Here is a 22,548-nt window from a genome sequence, read left to right as displayed (position 1 = left end):
GTGGTCCTTTTGTCGTCGGGTCGTTCCGCGGGCTCCACTCCTGGCCTAGTGGTGGAACTCGCCGCAATTGACGTCGAGGCACTGCCCGGTGACGCCGCTGGCCATCGGTGAGGCCAGGAAGATCACCGCGTCGGAGACCTCCTCGGTCGTCGGCAGTCGCTTGAGATCGGTGCCTGCGGCGGTGTGGTCGTAGATCTGCTCGACGGTGGTGCCGTACTTGTTCGCCTGGTGCGCGAAGTACTGCTGCAACGTCTCGCCCCAGATGTAGCCGGGCGCGACGGAGTTGATCCGGATCCCCTTGGGGCCCAGTTCGGTTGCCAGGGACTGCGACACGGACAGCAGTGCCGACTTGGCCATCTTGTAGCTGCCGTAGCGCTCCTGGGAGTGTCGCAGCACCATCGAGTTCACGTTCACGACCGCGCCCTTGGACGCTTCCAGGGCAGGTGTGAAGAGCTGGGTCATCCGGAGCGCGCCGAACACCGTCAGTTCGACGGCGTCGCGCATGTGCTGGAAGTCCGTGCGTTCCAACGGCTTCATCGACGGCACCGAGAATGCGTTGTTGACCAGTACGTCGACGCGGCCGTACGCGTCGTCGGTGGCGGCGACCAGGTTCTCCACCGAGGCCTGGTCGGTGATGTCGGTGGACACCGTCACCGCCCGGCGGCCGAGGTCGGCGACCTCCTTCGCGACCTCGTCGAGGCGCGACTGGGTGCGTGCGGCCAGCACCAGGTCCGCGCCGGCCTGCGCGCACCGAAGCGCGAGCGTCCGGCCGAGGGCGGGGCCGACCCCGGAGATGACGACGATCTTGTCCTGCAACAGGTTTGTCACGATGGTCCTCGCTGTGTTGTCTTAGCCGAGCATCCGGTTGGCGACGGCGGCCTGGCGCGCCGCGATGCGGGCTGCCCAGTCCTCCGGCGTGATCTTGTTCTGTTCGTGGTAGGGCAGTTTCGCGGCGATCTCGTCGATGCCGACGACCTCGACGGTGGGGCCGTCGGCCGGGGTGAAATCGCGGGACGTGCGCTGCCAGCGGAACTGCAGGATGCCGCGCGGATGGCCGACGGTCTCGATCCAGTTGGTGACACCCGGATTGCGCTCCGAGATCACCATGCGGATCATGCCGTCCGGGTCCACCTGCGCCTGGGTGTTGTTCAGCGACGTCTGGTGGCCGGTGTAGTCCAGGGAGATGTACCACATGCTGCCGAGCTGGAAACCCTGGTACGGCGCATCGGATTTCGGGACCGTGATGATCATCGCCTGGTCCTCGGCGAGGTCGTAGTGGCCGACCGACGAGAACTGGGTGGCGAGCCCACCCGGCGTGAGCCGGGGCTCGGTCATCGTGTTCACCGGCAGCTTCAGGTAGAACCACTCCGGGAACTGCAGCCACGTCTTGACCCGGCTGACCAGGGCCTTGCCCGCGCGGGCGAAGCGCTTGGCGGTCTCCTCCGGGGTCAAGGCGTCGTAGGGGACACCCATCCGGTCCGCCCGTTCGATGCGGACGGTGCCGCGGCGCTGCGACCAGTCGCTGTAGACCTCGCGGACCACCAGCTGCGATGCGCCCGGCGCGAGCGTGAAGTAGTTGCGGCGCCCGGCCGCGTCCTCGGGTCCGAAGCGGACCTCGAAGTTGCCGTCGGCGTCGATGTCGATGGCGCGGTCGTCGAAGGCGGCGTCGCTGCCGGGGACGTTGGAGTCGGTGTAGTTGCCGCTGAGCACCTGGAAGCTCAGATCGCAGGTGGTGCCGCGGGTTCCGGTGACAACGTACTCGGCGTCGTCGTTGATCCGGGCGCCGAAGTACAGGGTGTCCGGGTTGTCCAGGCCCATCTTGGTGTAGGGCCCGGTGCCTGCGATGAAGGTCGGATGCGTCTTCTCGGTGGCCCACGCGGCGTGGACGCAGGCGAGAATGCCGCCGGCCAGGTACTGGTAGCCCTCCAGCAGGTCCTGTTCGGACCGGATGTGGGGTGCGGCCGCGACCAGTTGCTCGGCCTCGGCGATCGCTTCTCGCAGCGGTGCCGTCAGCGGTGATGCGACCGTCTCGGCCGGTGGATCTGTCTGCACTCCCGCTCCTCGTGTTCAGGTGGTACAAATATGTACCCAAGTGGTAGAGAATTTTGTGCCCTGACGATAGAACGTATTTCAAGGAGTGGTCAATGGCAGCCGAACCGGACGCCGTGACGGGGCGCCGCTCGCCCCCGACCGTGCGCGTCATCCAGGTGCTCGACCATCTCGTCGCCAGGCCCGATCGCCGGTTCGGGCTATCCGAGCTCGCCCGCGCGCTCGACATCAGCAAACCGACCTGCCTGGGCATCCTCGCCGCCCTTGTCGGCGGCGGGTATCTCACCCGCGGTCCGGATGCGCGGTACGGCCTCGGGCCCGCGCTCATCGCGGCCGGCCGGGCCGCCCAGCGCGGATTCGCGGTCGGGGCGATCGTCCGGCCGCACCTGGAGGCGCTGGCGGCCGAGTTCGGTGCGGTCTGCACCGCGTCCGCGGTGGTGGGGGATCAGGTGATGATCCTCGAGGTCGCGGCACCCCCTGGAGTCGAGTCGGGACGGACCGCGGCCAAGGTCGGGCAGGTGTATCCCTTCGCGCCGCCGGTCGGGCTGATGTACGTGCTGTGGAGCCACGACGACGAGTTCGAGCGGTGGCTGCAGCGGGAGCCGGCCTTTCCCGTGGTGCTCGACCGGGACCTGCTGCAGCGTGTCGTCGACGACTGCCGCGAGTCGGGGTATCTCGTCGAACGGCTCACGCCGACGGGGCGTCGACTGTTCTCGCTGATGGCGGGGGTGGCGGGTCGAGACCTGCCCGCCGAGCTTCGCGAACTGGTCGGGGAGATGGTGTCCAGCCTCGGCGAACGCGTCTACCTCGGCCGGGAGACGTCCGCCGACGCCGAATATCCCGTGAGCCTGATCGCGGCGCCGAGCTACGACGAGGACGGCAGGCAGTCCCTGGTGCTGACCCTCGATGTGGGCGGCTCGATCGGCGGAGCCGAGATCGAGCGTCGGGGCCGGGCGCTCGCGGCCGCGGCGGATGCGGTGACCGCGGAGGTGGGCGGCCGGGCGCCGGTTCGAGGTGGTGACGCAGTCGCCGGCCATTGACCGGTTCTGTAACACGTTCTAAAGTCGGCTCCAGACTTCGTTTAGTACCGATGCGGTACATAGATGTACCGCCTGTGAGCGTTGAACCGGAGCCCTGATGACCACACAGCCCGCACCGCATTCCGCGTCCCCGCCCAGCTACACGCTGTCGCACCTCGCGGCCCTCGAGGCCGAGGCGGTGCACATCTTCCGCGAGGTCGCGGCCACCTTCGAGCGACCCGTGCTGCTGTTCTCCGGCGGCAAGGACTCGGTGGTGATGCTGCACCTGGCCGCGAAGGCGTTCTGGCCGGCGGCACTGCCGTTCGCGGTGATGCACGTCGACACCGGGCACAACTTCGACGAGGTGATCGAGTTCCGCGACCGGGTCGTCGACCACCTCGGGCTGCGCCTGATCGTCGCCAGTGTGCAGGACGACATCGACGCAGGCCGGGTGGTCGAGGACTCCGGGCCGCGGGCCAGCCGCAACCGGTTGCAGACGCACGCGTTGCTGCGCGGCATCCGCGACGGCGGCTTCGATGCGGTGTTCGGCGGCGCCCGCCGGGACGAGGAGAAGGCGCGAGCCAAGGAGCGGGTGTTCAGTTTCCGCGACGAATTCGGGCAGTGGGACCCGCGGGCCCAACGGCCGGAGCTGTGGAACCTCTACAACGGCAAACACCGCAAGGGCGAACACATTCGGGTGTTCCCCCTGTCGAACTGGACCGAGCTCGACATCTGGCAGTACATCGCCGAGGAATCCATCGAGCTGCCGGCCATCTACTACGCACACCGGCGCCGTGTCGTGCCCCGCGACGGAATGCTGTTGGCCCACACCAGGTTCCTCACGCTGCTTCCGGGGGAGGAGTCGTACGAGGAACTGGTGCGTTTCCGCACGGTCGGCGACGCCACCTGCACCGGCTGCGTCGAGTCCTCCGCCGACACCGCCGCCGCCGTCGTCGCGGAGGTCGCGGCGAGCCGGATCACCGAACGCGGCGCCACCCGGGCCGACGACCGCATCTCGGAGGCCGGCATGGAAGACCGCAAGAAGGAGGGGTACTTCTGATGTCGCTGAACCCCGAACTGCAATCCCCGCATCACCGTCAGCAGCTGCTCCGGGTCGCGACCGCGGGCAGCGTCGACGACGGCAAGTCGACGCTGATCGGCAGGCTGCTCTACGACTCGAAGGCGATCTTCGAGGACCAGCTCGAAGCCGTCGAGCGCAGCAGTCGCGAACGCGGTGACGAGCACGCGAACCTGGCGCTGCTGACCGACGGCCTGCGCGCCGAGCGCGAGCAGGGCATCACCATCGACGTCGCACACCGGTATTTCGCGACGCCTCGGCGGAAGTTCATCATTGCCGACACCCCGGGGCACGAGCAGTACACCCGCAACATGGTGACCGGGGCGTCCACCGCGGACCTGGCCCTGATCCTCGTCGACGCCCGGAACGGCGTGCTCGAACAGACCCGGCGGCACGCCTTCCTCTCCGCGCTGCTCGGTATTCCGCACCTGGTGGTGTGCGTGAACAAGATGGACCTGGTCGACTGGTCGCAGGACCGCTTCGAGGACATCTGCGAGGAGTTCCGGCGGTTCGCGGCCAAGCTCGACGTCCACGACCTGTCGTTCGTCCCGGTGTCGGCGCTGCGGGGCGACAACATCGTCACCCGCACCGAGAACATGCCCTGGTACGAAGGCTCCTCGCTGCTGCACCTGCTCGAGGAGGTGCACGTCGCGTCCGACCGCAACCTGATCGACGCGCGGTTCCCGGTGCAGTACGTGATCCGGCCGCAGCGGCAGACCGACGCCGACCTGCACGACTTCCGCGGCTACGCGGGCACCGTCGCGAGCGGCGTGTTCAAACCCGGTGACGAGGTTGTGGTGCTGCCGTCCGGCTACACCACCGAGATCGCGGAGATCCACGGCCCCGGTGGGCATCCGGTGCAGGAGGCGTTCGCGCCGTCCGCCGTGTGCATCCGGCTGGCGGACAACATCGACATCGCGCGCGGCGACCTCCTGTGCCGGCCGAACAACCGGCCGCTCGTCGGGCATGAGATCGACGCGATGGTGTGCTGGCTCGCCGAACGGTCCACGATGAGCGAACACCACCGGTACACGTTGCTGCACACCACCCGCTCCACGCGCGTGCAGGTGGTGCGGCTCGACTACCGGCTCGACGTCAATACCCTGCACCGCGACGAATCCGCGCAGTCGTTGCAGCTCAACGAGATCGGGCGGATCCAGCTGCGCACCCAGCAGCCGCTTCTGTTCGACCCATACCGGCGCAACCGGGTGACCGGCAGCTTCATCCTGGTGGACGAGACCACCGGCAGCACCGTCGCCGCCGGGATGATCACCGGTCCGACACTCAAGGAGTCGAAGGTCGTCTGGCACGCCTCGGCCGTCGATCGCGACGAGCGGGCCACCCGGGGTGCCACGGTGTGGTTGACCGGACTGTCCGCGTCCGGGAAGTCCACCGTGGCAGTCGAACTCGAACGCAGGCTCGTCGCCGCGGGCGTCCCCGCCTACCGGCTCGACGGGGACAACCTGCGGCACGGACTCAACGCCGATCTCGGATTCGGTGCCGCGGACCGCGCCGAGAACGTGCGCCGCGTCGGTGCCGTCGCGCAGCTGTTCGCCGACTCGGGGGTGGTCGCGGTCGCGTCCCTGATCAGCCCCTACCGCGCGGACCGGGATCGGGTGCGGGCCGCGCACGAGGCCGCGGGCCTGCGCTTCGTCGAGGTGTTCGTCGACACCCCGATCGAGCAGTGCGAGGCCAGGGATCCGAAGGGCATGTACGCCAGGGCCCGGGCAGGGGAGATCACCGGATTCACCGGGATCGACGACCCCTACGAGCGTCCCGAACACGCCGAGCTGGTGTTGACGCCGGAGGACGGCGATCCGGTCGCGCAGGCCGCCGCGATCATGGAGTATCTGAGTCGATGAACAACGACTGCGACCTCGACGACGCCCAGCTCGCGGCGGAGATGGCGGCCCGCGCGGGCGACCTGCTGCTCGACCTGCGCGCGCGCGAACTCGGCGCGAATCCGCTGCCGAAGGATGCGGCCCGGGAGCTGAGCCGGCGCGGCGACAAGGAGGCCAACGCGCTGTTGCTGCGGCTGCTCGCCGAGCACCGGCCCGCCGATGCCGTGCTGTCCGAGGAATCCGCCGACGATCCGGCGCGGCGCGGCGCCGATCGGGTGTGGATCATCGACCCGCTCGACGGGTCCAGGGAGTACGGGCTGCCGGCCCGCGCCGACTGGGCGGTGCACGTCGCGCTGTGGGAGCGCGGCGTCGGCATCACCGCCGCCTCGGTCGCCCAACCGGCACTCGGCCGGGTCTACCGCAGCGACACCTGCACGGCGGCGGTCGGGGAGCACCCCCGCCCGCGAATCCTGGTCAGCGACAGCCGTCCACCGGAGTTCGCGGGACCCCTCGCCGAGCGGGTCGGCGGCGAGGTCGTGCCGATGGGCTCGGCGGGGGCGAAGGCGATGGCGGTGCTGCGCGGTGAGGCCGATGCGTACGTGCACGCGGGCGGGCAGTGGGAGTGGGACTCCGCGGCCCCGGTCGGGGTCGCCCTGGCCGCCGGGCTGCACTGCTCGCGGATCGACGGGACGCCGCTGGTCTACAACGAGGCGCACCCGTACCTGCCGGACCTGCTGATCTGCCGCCCCGACCTGGCAGGTCCGCTGCTGTCGGGGATCGCGGAACTGACCGGGACGCCGCCGGACAGCCCACGGGTCGCGATGGTCCGCGAGTACCTCGGCTCGCTGCTCACCCACGACGCGAGCAAGGTCCGGCTGGCGGCCGACTGCTTCCGTGTCGAGAACGGAAGGCGGACGGGTGATTCCGGTCCGGAGATCGTCCGCGAGCTGGAGACCGGCGCGCAGTACCTGCCGTTGACCGGGATCCGGAACCTGACGTTCACCGAGTTCGGCACCGACGTTGTCGCGCGCTTCCTGCTGGACATGGCCGTCGGCGACGAGACGCACACCGTGGCGCTGACCGAACACTTCTCCGTGCCGGGTGCCGAGATCGCCGCGGTCACGGCGATCATCGAGCCCGCCCCCCGATCCGAGTGAACGGTACATTCACTCGGATCGGATCGAGTGAACGCTTCCGTTCACTGGGGGAAGTGAGGGTGCGGTGAGGGTGTACGCGAACACCGATCCGCGCCTCGGGCTCGCCGAGATCGGGGCGCACGCCCGGCGGGTCGAGGCCATGGGCTACGACGGAATGCACGTCTCCGAAACCGTGCACGATCCGTTCCTGCTCGCCTTGCAGGCCCTGCAGGCGACGTCCCGGATCGTGGTGCGCACCTCGGTCGCGCTCGCGTTCGTGCGCAGCCCGGTCCTGACCGCCTACACGGCCTGGGATCTCGCCCGGCTGTCCGGCGGCCGGTTCCAGCTCGGCCTCGGCACCCAGATCCGGCAGAACGTCGAGGAGCGCTACGCGATGCCGTGGTCGGAGCCGGCGCCGCGTCTGCGCGAGTACGTGCAGGTCGTGCGGGCCGCGTTCGCCACCTTCCGCGGCGGCGAACTGGTGCCGTTCGTGGGGGAGCACTACCGGTTCACCCGAATGCAGCCGTACTTCAACCCGTTCGACGGCGACGACCTGCCGCCGGACCCGCCGATCTTTCTCGGAGGCGTCGGCAAGAGGATGTGCCGGGTTGCGGGGGAGGTCGCCGACGGATACGTGGGCCACCCCACCAACTCCGGCCCCCGGAGCCTGGCCGACGACATCCTGCCCGCGCTGGCGGAGGGTGCACGGTCCGCCGGTCGGACCCGAGACGACCTCGAGGTGATAGCCGGAGTGCAGGTGATCACCGGCGACACCGACGAGGCTCTCGCGCGCGAACGGGACCGGCAGCGACGGCAGTTCGCGTTCCTGTACTCGACCCCGGCGTACCGGCGCGGCCTCGACCACGCCGGTCTCGGGCACCTGCAGGCGCCGCTCGCCCGGATGGTCCGCGAGGACTCCTGGACGGGGCTCGGCGACCTCGTCACCGATGACGTGCTCGGCGCACTGCTGCCCACCGCCCGTCACCCGGAGCTGGCCGCAGTCGTCGCCGATCGCGTCGGCGGCCTCGTCGACGGCATCACCCTCGCACCACCCACCGACCCCGCCGACGACCCGCAGTTCGCGCGGGTGGTTTCGCAGCTGCGCTGCCCGTGAGTGCATTTCACCCCGACCGGGGTGAAATGCACTCACCGGCGCGGCCGCACCCCACACCAGTAAGGAGATCCGCATGACCACTCCCGACGCCGTCGTGTCCGAGTTCTGTGCCCGCTGGAAGGAGGCAGACGCCGATGCCCTGGCCGAGTACTTCACCGAAGATGCCGTCTACCACAACATTCCGATGGAGCCCGTGGTCGGCAAGGGCGCGATCAAGGACTTCATCACCGGGTTCGTCGCGCAGTTCGGCGGCATCGACTTCCGGGTGCACCGCCAGGCCGCGAACGGGTCGGTGGTGATGAACGAACGCACCGACGTCTTCGCCATGGGCGGCACGAGCATCGAGTTGCCCGTGATGGGCGTCTTCGAGGTGACCGGGGACGGCAAGATCTCCGGCTGGCGCGACTACTTCGACATGGCACCTCTCGCCGCGCTCGGGAGCTGACGGCGCGGGCATCCGAACAAGCAAAGAGCCCCGGTCGACGTTGTCGACCGGGGCTCTTGTGGCTGTGGTGCACTCGAAATGCGAGTGCCCCCGGCAGGATTCGAACCTGCGACCTTTCGCTCCGGAGGCGAACGCTCTATCCCCTGAGCTACGGGGGCGCACCGAAAACTCGGTGTGCCGGTTGGGCTGGCTTAGCGTAGCGCATCGCGCGACGAATCCCTATTCGCACCCCCATACTCGATGAAGTAGCAGGTGACTCCTCACTGGAAGGCGCGCGAAGGCATGGCCGAACACGACCAGGTGCCCGACTACTCCGACGACGAACTCGACCTGGACCTGAGGTGGTGGGCCGCGGCCAACTACCTCACGGTCGCGCAGATCTACCTGCGCGAGAACACCTTGCTGCGGGAGCCGTTGCGGCCCGAGCACATCAAGCCCAGACTGCTCGGGCACTGGGGAACCAGCCCGGGATTGTCCGCGATCTACACCGTCCTGAACCGGCACATCCGCCGCACGGACGCGAACTGGCTGTACGTGACCGGGCCCGGTCACGGTGGTCCGGCCCTGGTCGCGGCCACGTATCTCGAGGGCACCTACTCGGAGATCTACCCGCACGTGAGTGCCGACGCAGCCGGCGTCGAGCGGCTCTGCCGCCAGTTCTCGACGCCCGGCGGCGTCCCGAGTCATGTCAGTGTCCAGACACCCGGCAGCATCCACGAGGGCGGTGAACTCGGGTACGCCCTCGCGCACGCGGCCGGCGCAGCGTTCGACCGGCCGGAACTGCTGGTGGCGTGTGTGATCGGAGACGGGGAGGCCGAGACCGGGCCGCTGTCGGCCTCGTGGAAGGTGCCCGCGTTTCTGAACCCGCGCCGCGACGGCGCCGTGCTGCCGATCCTGCACCTCAACGGTGCGAAGATCGCCGGCCCGACGGTGCTGGGACGGAGCAGCGACGTCGACGTCGCGGCGTACCTGGCCGGGCAGGGCTGGGCGCCGGTCCTCGTCGAGGGCGACGACCCGCGGCAGGTGTTTCGTGACCTCGCCGCCGCGGTCGACGGTGCGTACGACACGATCCGGGGGCTGCAGGCCGCGGCCCGGGCCGGCTCGCCCCCGCAGGAACGCCGGTGGCCGGCGATCGTGCTGCGAACCCCGAAGGGGTGGACCGGTCCGCACACCGTCGACGGGGTGCTGGTCGAGGGCACGCACCGGGCCCACCAGGTGCCGCTGTCCGGGGTCCGCGACAATCCCGACCACCTCGCCCGGCTGGAGCAATGGCTGCGGTCGTACCACCCGGAGCGTCAGTTCGACGAGAACGGGTCGCTGGCGCGTGAACTCGCCGGACTCGCCCCGGTGGGGGACAAGCGGATGGGTTCGACGCAGTACGCCAACGGGGGACGGCTGCGCCGGCCGCTCAGGATCCCGCCGCTGGAGCGGTACGCGCTCGCCGTCACCGAACCCGGCACCTCGTTCCACGAGACCACCCGGGTGTTCGGCGAGTTGATGCGCGACATCTACGCGGACGGCGTCCGGTCCGACGGCGGCGGCGACTTCCGGCTGTTCTGCCCCGACGAGACGGCCAGCAACCGCCTCGGGGCCGTGTTCGAGGTCACCGACCGGTGCTGGCAGCTGCCCGTCACCGGGTACGACGACGGGCTCGGGCCCGACGGACGGGTGATGGAGGTGCTCAGCGAGCACCTGTGTCAGGGCTGGCTCGAGGGCTACCTGCTGGCCGGGGGCCACGGGGTGTTCGCTAGCTACGAGGCGTTCGCGATGGTCAGCGTCTCGATGCTGATCCAGCACGCCAAGTGGCTCCAGCACGCACTGACCCTGCCGTGGCGCGAGTCGGTGTCGTCGCTGAACGTGCTGCTCACCAGCACCTGCTGGCGCAACGACCACAACGGCTTCAGTCACCAGGGCCCGGGCATGATCGACTCCGCGATCCCTCTGGCTCCGGACGTGGTGCGGATCTGGCTGCCGCCGGACTCGAACACCCTGCTCTCGATCGCCGACCACTGCCTGCGCAGCACCGACCACGTCAACCTGATCGTCGTCGACAAACAGCCGCACCTGCAGTACCTGACGCTGGAGCAGGCCGCCGAGCACTGCGCGGCCGGCGCCTCGGTGTGGCACTGGGCGGGCACCGAGGACGCCGACGCGGACGCCCCCGACGTCGTACTGGCCGCCGCCGGGGACGTGCCCACCCAGGAGATCCTCGCCGCGGCGGAGCTGCTCCGGAGGTGGGTGCCGTACCTGCGGGTGCGGGTGGTGAACGTGGTTGACCTGATGGCGCTGATGCCCGAGGACACGCATCCGCACGGATTCACGCCCACGAAGTTCCGGGAGCTGTTCACCGACGACACCCACGTGGTCTTCGCGTTCCACGGGTACTCGCGCGCCGTGCACGAACTACTGCACGGCCGGCCCGACACCGATCGCTTCCACGTGCGGGGATTCAGCGAACAGGGCACCACCACAACACCGTTCGACATGGTGGTGCTCAACCGGATGAGCCGGTACCACCTGGCGATCGAGGCGCTGCGGCGGAGCCGTCGGGTGCCCGAGCGCGGCGACGAGCTGGCCCGGTACTGCCGCGCCCAGCTGGACCGGCACCGCGACTACGTCGTCGCGCACCTCGAGGACATGCCCGAGGTGCGCGACTGGACATGGGGATCGCTGCAATCGTCCGGATAGCTCGCAGCCCCCGTCCCCCATCGCATGAACGGAACATTCAGTCGATCTACTCGACTGAACGCTTCCGTTCATGCCGGGAGGGGTCAGTTCAGCGGAAGCGGGGCCGCGCCCTTCTCCGTGAGCAACTGCGTCATCCGGTGCGACTCGCTCGCCTGGGTGTCGACCATCGTCTGCGCCAGGTCTCGCACCGTCTGCACCTCCGCGTGCTTGGCGGCGTACTCCATCATCGGCTGCCCGCCCTGGTGGTGGCGCAGCATCAGCTGCAGGAACAGCACGTCGCCCTCGGGACCCCGGGCCTGACGCAGCGCGGCCATCTCCTCCGACGTCGCCATGCCCGGCATCTGCGCCGAGGAGGGCGCAGGGGTCGTCGTGGCCCCATGGCCCGTCGTGCCGTGGCCGTCGCCGTGGCCGCCCGCGTCGGACATCCAGGCCATGTGCTCGTCGGTCGTCGCCACCGGCTGGTCCCACAGCGACAGCCAGCCGGTCATCTGACCGATCTGGTTCTGCTGCGTGGTGAGGATGTCGTACGCGAGATCCCGCACCATCGGATCGGCGGCGTTGGCGATCGAGATCGCCGCCATCTCCACCGCCTGGTTGTGGTGCACGATCATGTCCTGCGCGAAGCCCACGTCCACCGAGCCCGCGGCCGGGGCGGCGGGCTGGTCGTCGTGCAGGAACTGGTTCGCGAAGAACCCGAGCCCGAATCCGACCGCGATCGCCGCGATCAGGCCCAGGACGGCGAGGGCGGTGCGCTGGCTGCGCGTACCGCCGGCCGCCGCGCCGTCGGAGCCCGTCATGTCAGCTCGCCGGGGCGGGCTCGGGGGCCATCGGCAGCCCGGCGCCGCCGCCGGTCTCCGAGGTGTCCGGCGTCAGGCCCTTGCCGTCCATGGTCACGGCGTCGGGGCCGGGGGGAGTGGCGTCGAACGCGGGCGGGTTGTCGGGATCGAACGCACCCGGGATCGTCGAGCAGCTCGCACCCTTCTCCGGGTAGGCGCCGAAGTTGTTCAGCCGCAGCGCCGCGATGAACTGGTTGATCCGCGGATCGTCGGCGCTGTCCAGCTTGAGCTGGTGGCCCCAGCTCTGCAGGGAGATCGCGGAGTCCATGCCCGGGTACGGCGACATCAGCATGTACGACTTGCCGTCGACGCGGTCGACCAGCGCCTGCCGCTCGTCACCGGACACCTTGTCCGGGTTGTAGGCGATCCAGACGGCACCGTGCTCGAGCGAGTGCACCGCGTTCTCCGTACGGATCGCGTTCGGGTAGACCACGCCCGTGCAGGTGGCCCAGGTCGCGTCGTGCGGCCCACCGAAGGGCGGCGTCTGGTCGTACGCGACCCGCTGGGCCGCCGACACGTGCAGCGCGGCCGGGTACTCGATCTTGACGACACCCTCGATCTCCGTGGAGGGGTCCGGGTTCGACGCGCTGGGGGCGAACTTGTCCGCCTCGGCCTTGTCCTGGTACTTCGGCACCAGGTTGATCGCCAACAGCGCGACCAGGGCGATGACCGCGGCCGCGGCGCCGATCGTCAACCAGGGGATCTGACGCTGCTTCGGCAGTCCGCGCTTGGCGGAGCCGCCGGAGCTCTTGTTGGCAGCCTTGATGGCCTTGGCGGACTTGGCGCTGTTCTTGGCGCTGCGATTTTCCGAACCGCTCGGCATCTGTGAGTGCTCTTTCGCTGATGTGGACGTCGGGTCTGTGGGACGGGACGCCGGCGTCGGTGCGACAGGTGGGTCCCGTGGTCGTCCCACTGTACGTTCAGTGCCTGAAGGCAGGCTTTGAACGGCCAGCACATAGGATGAATACCCGTGACTCCCGCCGACCTTGCCGAACTCCTTCGCGTCACCGCCGCGAAGGTCCTCACAGACCACGACCTCGACGCGTCCGTGCTGCCCGCGACGCTGACCGTCGAGCGCCCGCGCAACCCCGAACACGGCGACTACGCCAGCAACGTCGCGATGCAGGTCGGCAAGAAGGCCGGAGTGAACCCGCGTGACCTGGCCACCTGGCTCGCCGAGGCCCTGACCGCGACCGACGGCATCGAGTCCGCCGAGGTCGCCGGACCGGGATTCCTCAACATCCGGCTCGCCGCCGCCGCCCAGGGCGCCATCGTCGCCAAGGCGATCGCGGCAGGTCAGAGCTACGGCAGCTCGACCGCGCAGGCCGGCAAGCGAATCAACCTCGAGTTCGTCTCGGCGAACCCGACGGGCCCGATCCACCTCGGCGGCACCCGATGGGCGGCGGTCGGCGACGCCCTCGGCCGGATCCTCGCCGCCCAGGGTGCGGACGTCACCCGCGAGTACTACTTCAACGATCACGGCGCGCAGATCGACCGGTTCGCCCGCTCGCTGATCGCCTCGGCAAAGGGCGAACCGACCCCCGACGACGGCTACGCCGGTGCGTACATCGCCGACATCGCCGCCGAGGTGCTCCGGCAGCGCCCCGACGCGCTCGACCTGCCCGCCGACGAGCAGCAGGAGGTGTTCCGCTCGATCGGTGTCGCGCTGATGTTCGACCACATCAAGCAGACCCTGCACGAGTTCGGCACCGACTTCGACGTCTACTTCCACGAGAACTCGCTGTTCGAGTCCGGCGCGGTCGAGAAGGCCGTCGCCACCCTCAAGGCCAGCGGCAACCTCTACGAGGAGGACGGCGCGTGGTGGCTCAAGAGCACCGACTTCGGTGACGACAAGGACCGCGTCGTCATCAAGTCCGACGGCAACGCCGCCTACATCGCAGGCGACATCGCGTACTTCCAGGACAAGCGCTCGCGTGGCTTCGACCTGTGCATCTACATGCTCGGCGCGGACCACCACGGTTACATCGGCCGTCTCAAGGCCGCCGCGGCCGCGTTCGGGGACGACCCGGCGACCGTCGAGGTGCTGATCGGTCAGATGGTCAACCTGGTCCGCGACGGCGCGGCGGTCAAGATGAGCAAGCGCGCAGGCACCGTCATCACCCTCGACGACCTGGTCGAGGCGATCGGCGTCGACGCCGCCCGCTACGCGATGATCCGCTCGTCGGTGGACTCGAGCCTCGACATCGACCTCGAGCTGTGGGCGAGCACCACCAGCGAGAACCCGGTGTACTACGTGCAGTACGCGCACGCCCGGCTCGCATCGCTGGCCCGCAACGCCGCCGACCTGGGCCTGTCCGCTGCGGACCCCAAGCTCGAACTGCTCACCCATGACCGGGAGGGCGACCTGATCCGCACCATCGGCGACTTCCCGAAGGTCGTCGCCACCGCGGCGGACCTGCGCGAGCCGCACCGCGTCGCCCGGTACCTCGAGGAATTGGCCGGCACCTACCACCGCTTCTACACCGACTGCCGCGTCCTGCCCCAGGGCGACGAGCCGGCCGGCGACCTGCACACCGCGCGGCTCGCGCTGTGCGGTGCCACCCGCCAGGTCCTCGCGAACGGTCTCGGTCTGCTCGGTGTCAGCGCACCGGAGCGGATGTGAGCGCGCACCCCGCCGGTCCGCGCCACGCGGACATCCAGCACGCACCCGGGCTGCCGTCACGGCCGACCGACCCGTCGCAGATGACCACCCTGCCCGCCGAGGTGTGGCCGCGCGGCGCCACGCGAGGTGACGACGGGGTGGTCCGGCTGGCCGGTGTCCCGGTCACCGAACTGGCCGAGCAGTACGGCACGCCGCTGTTCGTGATCGACGAGGACGACTTCCGGTCCCGCTGCCGCGACATGGCCCGCGCCTTCGGTGCCGCCGAGCGGGTGCACTACGCGTCCAAGGCGTTCCTCAGCGCCGAGATCGCCCGCTGGGTCGCCGATGAAGGCCTGTCGATGGACGTCGCGTCCGGTGGCGAGCTGGCCGTCGCGCTGCACGGCGGATTCCCCGCCGAGCGGATCACCATGCACGGCAACAACAAATCCGTCGCCGAGCTGCGCGCCGCGGTGTCCGCGGGCGTCGGTCACGTGGTGCTGGACTCGATGCAGGAGATCGACCGCCTCGACGCCGTCGCCGGCGACCTCGGCGTCGTGCAGGAGGTGCTGATCCGGATCACCGTCGGGGTCGAGGCGCACACCCACGAGTTCATCGCGACCGCCCACGAGGACCAGAAGTTCGGTTTCTCGCTCTCCGGCGGTGCCGCCCTCGACGCGGTCCGCCGGGTGTTCGAGACCGACAACCTCAAGCTTGTCGGTCTGCACAGCCACATCGGCTCGCAGATCTTCGACGTCGACGGCTTCGAGCTGGCCGCGCACCGGGTGATCGGGCTGCTGCGGCAGATCGTCGACGGCTTCGGCGTCGAGAAGACCTCGCAGGTGAAGATCATCGACCTCGGTGGCGGCCTGGGCATCTCCTACCTGGAGAGCGACGACCCGCCGCCGGTCGACGACCTGGCCGCGAAACTCGCGAACATCGTCGCCACCGAATCCGCCGCGGCCGGACTGCCGGTCCCGACGCTCATGGTCGAACCGGGTCGGGCCATCGCCGGACCGGGCACCGTGACGCTGTACGAGGTCGGCACCACCAAGGATGTCCGGTTGGACGGCAACGCAACTCGCCGTTACGTCAGCGTGGACGGCGGAATGAGTGACAATATCCGGACCGCGCTGTACCAGGCCGAGTACGACTGTCGGCTGGTCTCGCGGGACAGTCGGGCGGAGCCGGTTGTCGCACGCGTGGTGGGCAAGCACTGCGAGAGCGGTGACATCGTGATCCGCGACGCCTGGCTGCCCGAGGACGTCGGTGCCGGAGACCTGCTCGCGGTCGCGGCCACCGGCGCATACTGCTATTCGATGTCCAGCCGCTACAACCTGCTCACCCGACCCGCCGTGGTCGCGGTCCGAGACGGGAAGTCCCGACTCGTCCTGCGCAGGGAGACCGTGGAAGATCTGCTCAGCTTGGAGGTACAGCAAGATGACTGAACCGAACGCCGCCGCGATCGGCGTGGCGGTACTCGGCCTCGGCAACGTCGGCAGCGAGGTTGTGCGGATCATCCGCGAACACGCCCGCGACCTCGAGGCCCGTGTCGGTGCGCCACTGGTCGTGCGGGGCATCGCCGTCCGCCGGATCGACGGGGACCGCGGCGTGCCGGAGGAGCTGCTGACCACCGACGCGGATTCGCTCGTCGCGCGTGACGACGTGGACGTGGTGGTCGAGGTCATCGGCGGAATCGAGGTGCCGCGCAAGCTCATCCTCTCCGCGCTGAACTCCGGCAAGTCCGTGGTCACCGCCAACAAGGCGCTGCTCGCCGACTACACGGGCGAACTCGCCGAGGCCGCCGAGAAGCAGAACGCCGACCTGTACTTCGAGGCCGCGGTCGCCGGGGCGATCCCCGTGATCCGGCCGCTGACCCAGTCGCTCGCCGGCGACCGCGTCGTCAGGGTCGCCGGAATCGTCAACGGCACCACCAACTTCATCCTGTCCGCGATGGACGAGACCGGCGCCGACTACGCCGACACCCTCGCCGAGGCGGGCCGGCTGGGCTACGCGGAGGCCGATCCGACCGCCGACGTCGAGGGCTTCGACGCGGCGGCCAAGGCCGCCATCCTGGCGTCGATCGCCTTCCACACCCGTGTCACCGCCGCCGACGTCTACCGCGAGGGCATCTCGAAGATCACCTCGGCGGACCTCGAGGCCGCGAAGTCGCTGGGCTGCACCGTCAAGCTGCTCTCCATCTGCGAGCGGATCGTCGGCGAGGACGGCACCGAGCGGGTGTCCGCGCGCGTCTACCCGTCGCTCGTGCCGCTCGATCACCCGCTGGCGTCGGTGAACGGCGCCTTCAACGCGGTCGTCGTCGAGGCCGAGGCCGCGGGGCGCCTGATGTTCTACGGCCAGGGTGCCGGCGGCGCCCCCACCGCGTCCGCCGTCATGGGCGACGTGGTGATGGCGGCCCGCAACAAGGTCAACGGCAGCCTCGGACCGCGAGAGTCGAGCTACGCGGACCTGGCGGTCGCGCCGATCGGTGAGATCCCCACCCGCTACTACGTCAACATGCAGGTCGCGGACCGCGCGGGCGTGCTGTCCGCGGTCGCGGCGGAGTTCGCCAAGCACGACGTCTCCATCTCGACGGTGCGCCAGGAAGGCGCCGGGGACGGTGCGCGGTTGATCGTCGTCACGCATCGGGCCACCGATGCGGCCCTGTCCGAAACCGTTGCATCCCTTGGCAAGCTCGACTTCGTCACCGCGGTCACCAGTGTTCTCCGATTGGAAGGTTCCAGTGAATAGCCCTCGTCAGCACACCCCCGTTCACACGCCCTGGCCGGGCCTGATCGAGGCGTACCGGGACCGACTCTCGATCGGCGAGAACTGGAAGACGATCACGCTGCGCGAGGGCGGCACCCCGCTCATCCCCGCCGGATACCTGTCCGAGCTGACCGGCTGCGACGTCCACCTCAAGGTCGAGGGGCTCAACCCCACCGGGTCGTTCAAGGACCGCGGCATGACGATGGCCGTCACCGATGCCCTCGCCCGCGGGCAGAAGGCCGTGCTGTGCGCGTCCACCGGCAACACCTCCGCATCGGCCGCCGCCTACGCCGCCGTCGCGAAGATGACCTGCGCGGTGCTCGTCCCGCAGGGCAAGATCGCGATGGGCAAGCTCGCCCAGGCCGTGATGCACGGCGCCAAGATCATCCAGGTCGAGGGCAACTTCGACGACTGCCTCGAACTCGCCCGCAAGACCACCGCCGAGTTCCCGACCATCGGCCTGGTCAACTCCGTGAACCCGGTCCGCATCGAGGGGCAGAAGACCGCGGCGTTCGAGATCGTCGACGCCCTCGGCAAGGCCCCCGACATCCACGCCCTGCCCGTCGGCAACGCCGGCAACATCACGGCGTACTGGAAGGGCTACTCGGAGTACCACGCCGACGGAATTTCCTCGTCCCGGCCGCGCATGCTCGGCGTGCAGGCCGCCGGCGCTGCCCCGCTCGTGCACGGCGCCCCGGTCAAGGATCCCGAGACCATCGCGACCGCGATCCGCATCGGCGCCCCCGCATCGTGGGACGGTGCCGTGAACGCCAAGGAGGAGTCGAACGGCGTCTTCCGCGCGGCGACCGACGAGGAGATCCTCGAGGCGTACCGGTTGATCGCGCGCACCGAGGGCGTCTTCGTCGAACCGGCGTCCGCCGCGTCCGTCGCAGGCCTGCTGGCCGCGCACAAGGAGGGCTGGCTCGACGCCGGTCAGACCGTGGTGTGCACCGTCACCGGCAACGGCCTCAAGGACCCCGACACGGCCCTGCTGGGAATGCCTCCCGTCCAGCCGATTCCGGTCGACCCGGTGGCCGTCGCGTCGGCGCTCGAGTTGGTGTAGTGACCGCACAGCGAATCGAAGACACAACGATGACTCGGACGTTGCCGACGGGGCTGACCGTGACGGCGCGGGTGCCCGCGTCCACGGCCAACCTCGGTCCGGGATTCGACACGCTGGGTATGGCACTCGGCCTGTACGACGAGATCACGGTCACCACAACCGAGTCCGGACTCGCCGTTCGGGTCGAGGGGGAGGGGTCCGGGGACGTCCCGCTGGGCCCCTCGCACCTGGTGGTGCGCGCGATCGAGCGGGGACTCGAGGCGGCGGGGGTCTGGGCCGGTGGTCTGGACGTGGTGTGCCGCAACGCCATTCCGCATTCGCGTGGACTCGGTTCGTCCGCGTCGGCGGCCGTCGGCGGGCTCGCCGCCGGAAACGGCCTGGTGACCCTGCTCGACCCCGAGCTGGCACTGACCGAGGCCCAGCTGGTGCAGCTCTCGTCCGAGTTCGAAGGGCACCCCGACAATGCGTCCGCGAGCGTGCTCGGCGGTGCGGTGGTGTCCTGGAGCGAGGACCCGGTCGACGGGGACTCACCGCGCCGATTCGGCGCGGCCCGGCTCGCCGTCCATCCGAGCATTCGCGTCGTGGCGCTGGTGCCGGAGGAGCGGTCGACGACCGCCCACACCCGTGGACTGCTCCCGGAGACGGTGTCGCATGCCGACGCCGCCTTCAACGTCAGCCGCGGTGCACTGGCCGTGGTGGCCCTCACCTCCCGGCCCGATCTGCTGATGACCGCCACCGAGGATCGGTTGCACCAGCGGCAGCGTGCATCCGCCCTGCCCCTGACGACCCGCTGGGTAGCTGCGCTGCGTGAACGGGGCATCGCCGCCGTCGTCTCCGGCGCCGGTCCGACGGTGCTGGCGTTGACCACCGCGCCGCTGCCCGCGGACCTCCGAGTCGCCGCCGAGGCGGACGGCCTTCGGGTGCTCGACCTCGAAATCGCGGACGGCGTCCGCGTCTCCTGAGCCCTCCCGCCGGTGTGCCGCAGCACACCGGCGGGTTGTTCTTGCCCGTAACCGTGTTCACGGCTATCCTGGGGGCGTTCGCCCATCGTGCGTATCAGTCGCCGGTGCTCTATCAGGGCAATCACTCCCGAAATCAGGAGTCTCCCGATCGGATTCTCATCGGTCGCGAAGCTCGGAAATCACGGAACAGCCCCGAGTTCCGGACTGCGTGTTTTTCGCCCGAACCCCCTGTGCTCGAGGCTTTCGGCCTCTCGGGGTGTCGGCTCCGAGAAGGCGCCTGAGTGCGAGATGAGGGCGAGCGGCCCGACATTTCCCGAACATGTCCGGCATATCCGAGTTCAGTAATTGAGCTGCGGGACGAACCCTCGACTCAGCGCCGCGCGGGCGAGGGAAGGAAAGGACATCCGTGACCGATACGGACCTGATCGCCACTCCTGTGCTCGACTCTGCGGTGTCCACCGCGGCGAGCCAGTCCGGCGGTTCACAGACTTCAGAGACGGCCCCGGCCGTCGCTGCCGCGACCAAGCGCGCCGACGCGCGTCGTGGCGCCGGGCTTTCCGGAATGGTGCTCGCCGAGTTGCGCGCCCTCGCCGGTGAGCTCGGTATCAAGGGCACCTCCGGCATGCGCAAGGGCGACCTGATCGCCGCGATCAAGGAGCGGCAGGCCGGTGGTTCCACCACCAAGGCGGCCAAGGCCGCCGCCACCGAAAAGGCTCCCGCCGTGAAGGTCGAAGCCCCCGCGAAGACCGAGGCCCCCGCCAAGAGCGAGGCCTCCACCAAGGCCGAGGCGCCTGCGAAGGCCGAGGCGCCCGCGAAGCGCGAGACGCGTGCGAAGGCCGAGGCCGTCGAGGCCACCGGCCAGACCGCACTCCCCGTCGATTCCGACTCGTCGGGTGATGCAGACCAGGGCGGACGCCGGGGTCGGCAGCGCCGTGGATCGGCCCGGGCCGCCGGCGCCGCCACCGAGCAGGCCGAGGCGACGGAGCAGCCGGCCGAGCGTCAGGGCGGGCGGCAGGAGCAGGGTGGCGATCGCGCCCGCCGCGATCGTAACCAGGGTGACCGTAACCAGGGTGACCGTAACCAGGGTGACCGTAACCAGGGTGACCGTAACCAGGGTGACCGTAACCAGGGTGACCGTAACCAGGGTGGCCGCAACCAGGACCGCGCCCAGGACGAGCGCGGCCAGGGCAACAACGGACCCCGCGGTGAAGGCCGCGACAACCGCGGCGGGGACGACGACGGCGACGGCCGCGGCCGGCGCGGACGTCGATTCCGCGAGCGGCGCCGTGGACGCGACCGCGGCGAGGGCGGTGGCGCCGACGTCGAGATCCGTGAGGACGACGTCCTGCAGCCCGTCGCGGGCATCCTCGACGTCCTCGACAACTACGCGTTCGTGCGCACCTCCGGCTACCTCGCCGGGCCCAACGACGTCTACGTGTCGATGAACCTGATCCGCAAGAACGGTCTGCGTCGAGGCGACGCGATCACCGGTGCGGTTCGCGTCCCCCGCGAGGGCGAGGGCGGCGGCAACCAGCGGCAGAAGTTCAACCCGCTGGTGCGTATCGACACCGTCAACGGCGGCGACGTCGAGGCGGCCAAGCGTCGTCCGGAGTTCAACAAGCTCACCCCGCTGTACCCGAACCAGCGGCTGCGGCTCGAGACGGCTCCGAACATCCTGACCACCCGCGTCATCGACCTGATCATGCCGATCGGGAAGGGCCAGCGCGCCCTGATCGTCTCGCCGCCGAAGGCAGGCAAGACGACGATCATGCAGGACATCGCGAACGCGATCGCGACGAACAACCCCGAGTGCTACCTGATGGTCGTCCTGGTGGACGAGCGGCCCGAAGAGGTCACCGACATGCAGCGTTCGGTCAAGGGTGAGGTCATCGCCTCCACCTTCGACCGGCCGCCGTCAGACCACACCTCGGTCGCGGAGCTGGCCATCGAGCGGGCCAAGCGTCTCGTCGAGAACGGTCGCGACGTGGTCGTGCTGCTCGACTCGATCACCCGCCTCGGCCGCGCGTACAACAACTCGTCGCCCGCGTCCGGACGCATCCTCTCCGGTGGTGTCGACTCGACCGCGCTGTACCCGCCGAAGCGATTCCTCGGTGCCGCCCGCAACATCGAGAACGGTGGTTCGCTCACCATCATCGCCACGGCGATGGTCGAAACCGGTTCGACCGGCGACACCGTGATCTTCGAGGAGTTCAAGGGCACCGGCAACGCCGAGCTCAAGCTCGACCGCAAGATTGCCGAGCGGCGCGTGTTCCCCGCGGTGGACGTCAACCCGTCCGGCACCCGCAAGGACGAGCTGCTGATGAGCCCCGACGAGTTCGCGGTCGTGCACAAGCTGCGCCGCGTGCTGTCGGGCCTGGACTCGCACCAGGCGATCGACCTGCTCATCGACCGGCTCAAGAAGTCCAAGAGCAACGTCGAGTTCCTGATGCAGGTCACCAAGACCGCTCCGGGCGCCATCGGCGACGACTAGGGAACAGATTCCGCCCGGAGGCCGTTTAGGAGAACGTCAGCGGCCTCTGGCAGAATGATCGATCGCGCATCAGGCATCTGCCGCGTGCTACGAACAACCATGTCCGGTTCCGGTTCACGGCTTCGATTCTCGAAGTCGACCCGGCGACCACCGAAAGGGACACCATGAAGGCAGGAATTCACCCCGAATACGTGGCGACCACCGTCGTCTGCGGTTGCGGGAACACGTTCGAGACCCACAGCACCAAGGAGTCCGGACGCATCGTCGTCGAGGTCTGCTCGCAGTGCCACCCGTTCTACACCGGCAAGCAGAAGATCCTCGACACCGGCGGACGCGTTGCCCGCTTCGAGGCTCGCTACGGAAAGCGCGCCCCGAAGAAGGCCGCTGCCGAGAGCTAGCGACATCGCCGACGCCCGTCCTGTGCACCTTGCAGGCCGGGCGTCGGCGTTTTTGCATCC

The 22,548-nt window shown here is 69.5% G+C and carries 18 protein-coding genes and 1 tRNA gene; 14 read left to right on the top strand and 5 right to left on the bottom strand.

The window, feature by feature from the left end; all coding sequences use genetic code 11:
- Nucleotides 1-45: 45 nt before the first annotated feature.
- Entirely contained in the window at nt 46-828 is a 783-nt protein-coding gene (locus ACWEPG_RS27945) for an SDR family oxidoreductase (RefSeq protein WP_450113508.1), read from the bottom strand.
- A 21-nt stretch (nt 829-849) separates the two neighbouring features.
- Complete coding sequence (locus ACWEPG_RS27940) at nt 850-2,013, bottom strand: hypothetical protein (RefSeq protein ID WP_452595821.1); 1,164 nt, start codon at nt 2,011-2,013, stop codon at nt 850-852.
- A gap of 131 nt (nt 2,014-2,144) precedes the next feature.
- Here ACWEPG_RS27940 and ACWEPG_RS27935 point away from each other — a divergent pair, with 131 nt between their 5' ends.
- From ACWEPG_RS27935 to ACWEPG_RS27910, 6 genes are all read left to right on the top strand, one after another.
- On the top strand, nt 2,145-3,089 hold the full coding sequence (locus ACWEPG_RS27935; protein WP_450113509.1) for an IclR family transcriptional regulator: 945 nt from the start codon (nt 2,145-2,147) through the stop codon (nt 3,087-3,089).
- A 97-nt stretch (nt 3,090-3,186) separates the two neighbouring features.
- Nucleotides 3,187-4,128 (top strand): sulfate adenylyltransferase subunit CysD, encoded by a 942-nt coding sequence (cysD, locus tag ACWEPG_RS27930; protein ID WP_450113510.1) that lies wholly within the window; start codon nt 3,187-3,189, stop codon nt 4,126-4,128.
- Nucleotides 4,128-6,008 (top strand): adenylyl-sulfate kinase, encoded by a 1,881-nt coding sequence (cysC, locus tag ACWEPG_RS27925; RefSeq protein ID WP_452595817.1) that lies wholly within the window; start codon nt 4,128-4,130, stop codon nt 6,006-6,008. The genes cysD and cysC overlap by 1 nt, the downstream gene beginning before the upstream one ends.
- Nucleotides 6,005-7,144 carry a 3'(2'),5'-bisphosphate nucleotidase CysQ gene (locus ACWEPG_RS27920; RefSeq protein ID WP_450113512.1) on the top strand — a complete coding sequence of 380 codons (1,140 nt, stop codon included), beginning with the start codon at nt 6,005-6,007 and terminating at the stop codon, nt 7,142-7,144. Before cysC ends, ACWEPG_RS27920 begins: the two co-directional genes overlap by 4 nt.
- Before the next feature lie 64 nt (nt 7,145-7,208).
- Nucleotides 7,209-8,237, top strand: a complete 1,029-nt coding sequence (locus ACWEPG_RS27915) for a TIGR03617 family F420-dependent LLM class oxidoreductase (RefSeq protein ID WP_450113513.1) — start codon at nt 7,209-7,211, stop codon at nt 8,235-8,237.
- Between the two features lie 73 nt (nt 8,238-8,310).
- Nucleotides 8,311-8,682 (top strand): limonene-1,2-epoxide hydrolase family protein, encoded by a 372-nt coding sequence (locus tag ACWEPG_RS27910; RefSeq protein WP_450113514.1) that lies wholly within the window; start codon nt 8,311-8,313, stop codon nt 8,680-8,682.
- An 85-nt stretch (nt 8,683-8,767) separates the two neighbouring features.
- Here ACWEPG_RS27910 and ACWEPG_RS27905 read toward each other — a convergent pair.
- Nucleotides 8,768-8,840, bottom strand: a tRNA-Arg gene (locus ACWEPG_RS27905).
- A 124-nt stretch (nt 8,841-8,964) separates the two neighbouring features.
- Here ACWEPG_RS27905 and ACWEPG_RS27900 point away from each other — a divergent pair.
- Nucleotides 8,965-11,370, top strand: a complete 2,406-nt coding sequence (locus ACWEPG_RS27900; RefSeq protein ID WP_452595816.1) for a phosphoketolase family protein — start codon at nt 8,965-8,967, stop codon at nt 11,368-11,370.
- A gap of 83 nt (nt 11,371-11,453) precedes the next feature.
- On the opposite strand, the gene ACWEPG_RS27895 is transcribed toward ACWEPG_RS27900, so the two are convergent.
- Together ACWEPG_RS27895 and ACWEPG_RS27890 are read right to left on the bottom strand one after the other, a co-directional pair.
- Nucleotides 11,454-12,167: a DUF305 domain-containing protein gene (locus tag ACWEPG_RS27895; RefSeq protein WP_452595815.1), complete on the bottom strand. Its 714-nt coding sequence runs from the start codon at nt 12,165-12,167 to the stop codon at nt 11,454-11,456.
- 1 nt (nt 12,168) lies between these two features.
- Entirely contained in the window at nt 12,169-13,029 is an 861-nt protein-coding gene (locus ACWEPG_RS27890) for a DUF3105 domain-containing protein (protein ID WP_450113517.1), read from the bottom strand.
- Nucleotides 13,030-13,176: 147 nt separating this feature from the next.
- On the opposite strand from ACWEPG_RS27890, the gene argS reads away from it, so the two are divergent.
- The 7 genes from argS (at nt 13,177) to rpmE (ending at nt 22,488) form a co-directional block, all read left to right on the top strand.
- Nucleotides 13,177-14,829 carry an arginine--tRNA ligase gene (gene argS / locus ACWEPG_RS27885; protein ID WP_450132424.1) on the top strand — a complete coding sequence of 551 codons (1,653 nt, stop codon included), beginning with the start codon at nt 13,177-13,179 and terminating at the stop codon, nt 14,827-14,829.
- Nucleotides 14,826-16,253: a diaminopimelate decarboxylase gene (gene lysA / locus ACWEPG_RS27880; protein ID WP_450113519.1), complete on the top strand. Its 1,428-nt coding sequence runs from the start codon at nt 14,826-14,828 to the stop codon at nt 16,251-16,253. The genes argS and lysA overlap by 4 nt, the downstream gene beginning before the upstream one ends.
- The gene (locus tag ACWEPG_RS27875; RefSeq protein WP_450113520.1) at nt 16,246-17,556 is read left to right on the top strand and encodes a homoserine dehydrogenase; all 1,311 of its coding nucleotides are present in this window, start codon (nt 16,246-16,248) and stop codon (nt 17,554-17,556) included. The genes lysA and ACWEPG_RS27875 overlap by 8 nt, the downstream gene beginning before the upstream one ends.
- Nucleotides 17,549-18,637: a threonine synthase gene (thrC, locus tag ACWEPG_RS27870; RefSeq protein ID WP_450113521.1), complete on the top strand. Its 1,089-nt coding sequence runs from the start codon at nt 17,549-17,551 to the stop codon at nt 18,635-18,637. Before ACWEPG_RS27875 ends, thrC begins: the two co-directional genes overlap by 8 nt.
- Before the next feature lie 29 nt (nt 18,638-18,666).
- Complete coding sequence (thrB, locus tag ACWEPG_RS27865) at nt 18,667-19,599, top strand: homoserine kinase (RefSeq protein WP_452595814.1); 933 nt, start codon at nt 18,667-18,669, stop codon at nt 19,597-19,599.
- A 406-nt stretch (nt 19,600-20,005) separates the two neighbouring features.
- A complete protein-coding gene (gene rho / locus ACWEPG_RS27860) occupies nt 20,006-22,090 on the top strand; it encodes a transcription termination factor Rho (protein ID WP_452595813.1) in 2,085 nt (694 codons plus the stop codon).
- A gap of 164 nt (nt 22,091-22,254) precedes the next feature.
- Entirely contained in the window at nt 22,255-22,488 is a 234-nt protein-coding gene (gene rpmE, locus ACWEPG_RS27855) for a 50S ribosomal protein L31 (RefSeq protein WP_450113524.1), read from the top strand.
- Nucleotides 22,489-22,548 lie beyond the last annotated feature (60 nt).

The sequence above is a fragment of the Rhodococcus sp. NPDC004095 genome, from assembly GCF_053604015.1.
The sequence above is the reverse complement of the archived record's forward strand: the minus strand, read 5'-3'. Positions and strand labels throughout refer to the sequence as shown.

What these genes read in the sequence shown, in the direction of transcription:
- ACWEPG_RS27935 (WP_450113509.1), top strand. Translation starts at nt 2,145, where the DNA reads ATGGCAGCCGAACCGGACGCCGTGACGGGGCGCCGCTCGCCCCCGACC.
- cysD (WP_450113510.1), top strand. Translation starts at nt 3,187, where the DNA reads ATGACCACACAGCCCGCACCGCATTCCGCGTCCCCGCCCAGCTACACG.
- cysC (WP_452595817.1), top strand. Translation starts at nt 4,128, where the DNA reads ATGTCGCTGAACCCCGAACTGCAATCCCCGCATCACCGTCAGCAGCTG.
- ACWEPG_RS27920 (WP_450113512.1), top strand. Translation starts at nt 6,005, where the DNA reads ATGAACAACGACTGCGACCTCGACGACGCCCAGCTCGCGGCGGAGATG.
- ACWEPG_RS27910 (WP_450113514.1), top strand. Translation starts at nt 8,311, where the DNA reads ATGACCACTCCCGACGCCGTCGTGTCCGAGTTCTGTGCCCGCTGGAAG.
- ACWEPG_RS27900 (WP_452595816.1), top strand. Translation starts at nt 8,965, where the DNA reads ATGGCCGAACACGACCAGGTGCCCGACTACTCCGACGACGAACTCGAC.
- ACWEPG_RS27895 (WP_452595815.1), bottom strand. Translation starts at nt 12,167, where the DNA reads ATGACGGGCTCCGACGGCGCGGCGGCCGGCGGTACGCGCAGCCAGCGC.
- ACWEPG_RS27890 (WP_450113517.1), bottom strand. Translation starts at nt 13,029, where the DNA reads ATGCCGAGCGGTTCGGAAAATCGCAGCGCCAAGAACAGCGCCAAGTCC.
- ACWEPG_RS27875 (WP_450113520.1), top strand. Translation starts at nt 16,246, where the DNA reads ATGACTGAACCGAACGCCGCCGCGATCGGCGTGGCGGTACTCGGCCTC.
- thrB (WP_452595814.1), top strand. Translation starts at nt 18,667, where the DNA reads ATGACTCGGACGTTGCCGACGGGGCTGACCGTGACGGCGCGGGTGCCC.
- rpmE (WP_450113524.1), top strand. Translation starts at nt 22,255, where the DNA reads ATGAAGGCAGGAATTCACCCCGAATACGTGGCGACCACCGTCGTCTGC.